Source organism: Christiangramia aquimixticola (genome assembly GCF_048285835.1).
Lineage (GTDB): Bacteria > Bacteroidota > Bacteroidia > Flavobacteriales > Flavobacteriaceae > Christiangramia > Christiangramia aquimixticola.
This window is the reverse complement of sequence record NZ_JBLVTL010000001.1, coordinates 462723-465433: the sequence shown is the minus strand read 5'-3', so window position 1 is coordinate 465433 and position 2711 is coordinate 462723. Positions and strand designations below refer to the sequence as shown.

The following is a 2711-nucleotide window of genomic DNA, read 5'->3' as shown; positions in this document are numbered from 1 at the left end:
TCAACCCGTGCAAATATTTTTATTGAAAATGGCAGGATTTGTTAATTACGTATCAGAATCTTATAACGAGTTAAAAAACCACGTTACCTGGACAAGCTGGTCAGAAGCTCAAAGGCTTACAGTTCTTGTTGCCGTGTTCTCGATTATTTTTTCTTTAGCGATTTGGGGTGTGGATACGCTTTTTAGTGGCGCTATCGAGCAGTACTTCGAATGGGTTAAATCATAATTGAAAGAACAGAACAATGGCTGAAGCAAAGGATAAAAAGTGGTATGTGGTTCGTGCCGTTAGCGGACAGGAAAACAAAGTAAAGGATTATATCGAGAAAGAAATTTCTCATTTAGGACTTGAAGACTTTGTAGATCAGGTTTTAGTACCTACAGAGAAAGTTATACAGATTCGTAACGGAAAGAAAGTAAATAAAGAACGTGTTTATTTTCCGGGATATGTAATGATCCAGGCAAATATTGGGGGTGAAATCCCACATATTATAAAAGGAATTAACGGAGTGATTGGATTTCTTGGTGAGACAAAGGGTGGAGACCCGGTGCCGCTTAGAAATTCTGAGGTGAACAGAATGTTAGGAAAAGTTGATGAACTTTCTGTTAAGACAGATAATGTTGCGATTCCGTTTACAATTGGTGAAACAATTAAAGTTATCGATGGTCCTTTTAACGGTTTCAATGGAACTGTTGAGAAGATCAATGAAGAGAAACGTAAGCTTGAGGTAATGGTTAAGATCTTCGGAAGAAAGACACCATTAGAGTTAAGTTACATGCAAGTAGAGAAAGTATAAATAACTGTTACATATATTTTTTGATAGTTTTTTCAGCTTCCACTAAACAAACTATCATTTAAAAATTTGAAAAATGGCAAAAGAAGTAAGTAAAGTTGTAAAACTACAAGTTCGCGGAGGTGCTGCTAACCCATCACCACCAGTTGGACCTGCTTTAGGTGCTGCCGGAGTAAACATCATGGAATTCTGTAAGCAATTCAATGGTAGAACTCAGGATAAGCAAGGAAAGGTACTTCCAGTAGCAATTACTGTTTATAAGGATAAGTCTTTTGATTTTGTGATCAAGACTCCTCCTGCAGCGGTACAGTTGATGGAAGCGGCTAAAACTAAAAAAGGTTCTGGTGAACCGAACAGAAAAAAAGTAGCTAGTGTTTCTTGGGATCAGGTTAGAGCGATTGCAGAAGACAAGATGCAGGATCTTAACGCGTTTACCGTAGAATCTGCAATGAAAATGGTTGCCGGAACAGCTCGTTCGATGGGAATAACTGTAAAAGGTGAAGCACCGTTTTAATCCAAAAAGAAATTAGAAAATGGCAAAATTAACTAAAAAGCAAAAAGAAGCTCAAGGTAAAATCGAAAACGGAAAGACGTATACGGTTGCTGAAGCTTCTGCTTTGATAAAAGAAGTTTCTAACGAAAACTTTGATCCTTCTGTAGATCTTGCAGTTCGTTTGAATGTAGATCCGCGTAAAGCTAACCAGATGGTTAGAGGTGTTGTAACACTTCCACACGGTACTGGTAAAGACGTTAAGGTTCTGGCTTTGGTTACTCCAGATAAGGAAGAAGAAGCTAAAGAAGCTGGCGCTGACTATGTTGGATTAGATGAATATCTTGATAAGATCAAGGGAGGCTGGACAGATGTTGATGTTATCATCACTATGCCTAGCGTTATGGGTAAATTAGGACCATTAGGTCGAGTATTAGGACCAAGAGGTTTAATGCCTAACCCTAAAACCGGAACAGTTACTATGGATATCGCTAAAGCGGTTTCTGATGTAAAAGCTGGTAAAATTGACTTCAAGGTTGACAAAACTGGAATTGTACATGCTGCTATTGGAAAAGCGTCTTTTGATGCTGAAAAGATCGCAGGTAATGCAAGAGAATTATTAACTACGCTGGTAAAATTGAAGCCTCAGGCCGCTAAAGGTGTTTACATTAAGAGTATTTACATGTCAAGCACAATGAGCCCGAGTGTAGCAATAGATACTAAAAGGTTTACTGAGCAATAATTTAAGATTATGACAAGAGAAGAAAAATCACAAGTTATAGAAGATTTAACTGCCCAGTTAGCCGCAACACCAACTATCTATTTGGCTGACATTTCCGGACTTGATGCCGGAACGACTTCTAACTTACGTAGAGCTTGTTTTAAAGCAGATGTTAAGTTATCGGTAGTTAAAAACACGTTATTGGCTAAAGCTATGGAAGCTGCTGAAAAAGATTTCGGTGATCTTCCAACAGTTTTAAAAGGTAACACCTCTATCATGCTTTCTGAAACCGGAAATGCTCCGGCGAAAGTAATTAAGGAATTTAGAAAGAAATCTGAGAAGCCTTTACTTAAAGGAGCTTTTGTTGAAGAAGCTGTTTATGTAGGTGATGACTATCTTGAGACTCTGGTTAATATCAAGTCTAAAGAAGAAGTTATCGGGGATATCGTTGGATTACTTCAATCTCCTGCTAAAAATGTTGTTTCTGCACTTAAGTCAGGTGGTGGAAAGATCGCAGGAATCCTTAAGACTCTTTCAGAAAAAGAGGGATAATATAGTACGCACTTTTTAACAATTATAAATTAAAGAACTTTTTAAAAACGATAGAAAATGGCAGATTTAAAAGAATTCGCAGAACAACTAGTTAACCTTACTGTAAAAGAAGTAAATGAGTTAGCAGATATTTTAAAAGAAGAATATGGTATCGAGC

Annotated in this window: 5 protein-coding genes and 1 pseudogene; all 6 read left to right on the top strand. The window is 37.4% G+C overall.

The window, feature by feature from the left end:
• The first annotated feature begins 28 nt into the window (after positions 1-28).
• A complete protein-coding gene (gene secE, locus ACNKXV_RS02050; protein ID WP_417906343.1) occupies positions 29-226 on the top strand; it encodes a preprotein translocase subunit SecE in 198 nt (65 codons plus the stop codon).
• 16 nt (positions 227-242) lie between these two features.
• Positions 243-794 (top strand): transcription termination/antitermination protein NusG, encoded by a 552-nt coding sequence (gene nusG, locus ACNKXV_RS02045; RefSeq protein ID WP_417906032.1) that lies wholly within the window; start codon positions 243-245, stop codon positions 792-794.
• Positions 795-867: 73 nt separating this feature from the next.
• Positions 868-1305, top strand: coding sequence for a 50S ribosomal protein L11 (rplK, locus tag ACNKXV_RS02040; protein ID WP_417906031.1), 438 nt, complete (start codon positions 868-870; stop codon positions 1303-1305).
• Positions 1306-1324: 19 nt separating this feature from the next.
• A complete protein-coding gene (gene rplA, locus ACNKXV_RS02035; protein WP_417906030.1) occupies positions 1325-2023 on the top strand; it encodes a 50S ribosomal protein L1 in 699 nt (232 codons plus the stop codon).
• Between the two features lie 9 nt (positions 2024-2032).
• Entirely contained in the window at positions 2033-2554 is a 522-nt protein-coding gene (gene rplJ / locus ACNKXV_RS02030) for a 50S ribosomal protein L10 (protein WP_417906029.1), read from the top strand.
• Positions 2555-2611: 57 nt separating this feature from the next.
• Positions 2612-2711: pseudogene (locus ACNKXV_RS02025) on the top strand (50S ribosomal protein L7/L12); the annotation flags it as partial.

Bases quoted from the DNA above. Each gene is read 5' to 3' on its own strand.
- secE (WP_417906343.1), top strand. From the start codon at position 29: ATGGCAGGATTTGTTAATTACGTATCAGAATCTTATAACGAGTTAAAA.
- nusG (WP_417906032.1), top strand. From the start codon at position 243: ATGGCTGAAGCAAAGGATAAAAAGTGGTATGTGGTTCGTGCCGTTAGC.
- rplK (WP_417906031.1), top strand. From the start codon at position 868: ATGGCAAAAGAAGTAAGTAAAGTTGTAAAACTACAAGTTCGCGGAGGT.
- rplA (WP_417906030.1), top strand. From the start codon at position 1,325: ATGGCAAAATTAACTAAAAAGCAAAAAGAAGCTCAAGGTAAAATCGAA.
- rplJ (WP_417906029.1), top strand. From the start codon at position 2,033: ATGACAAGAGAAGAAAAATCACAAGTTATAGAAGATTTAACTGCCCAG.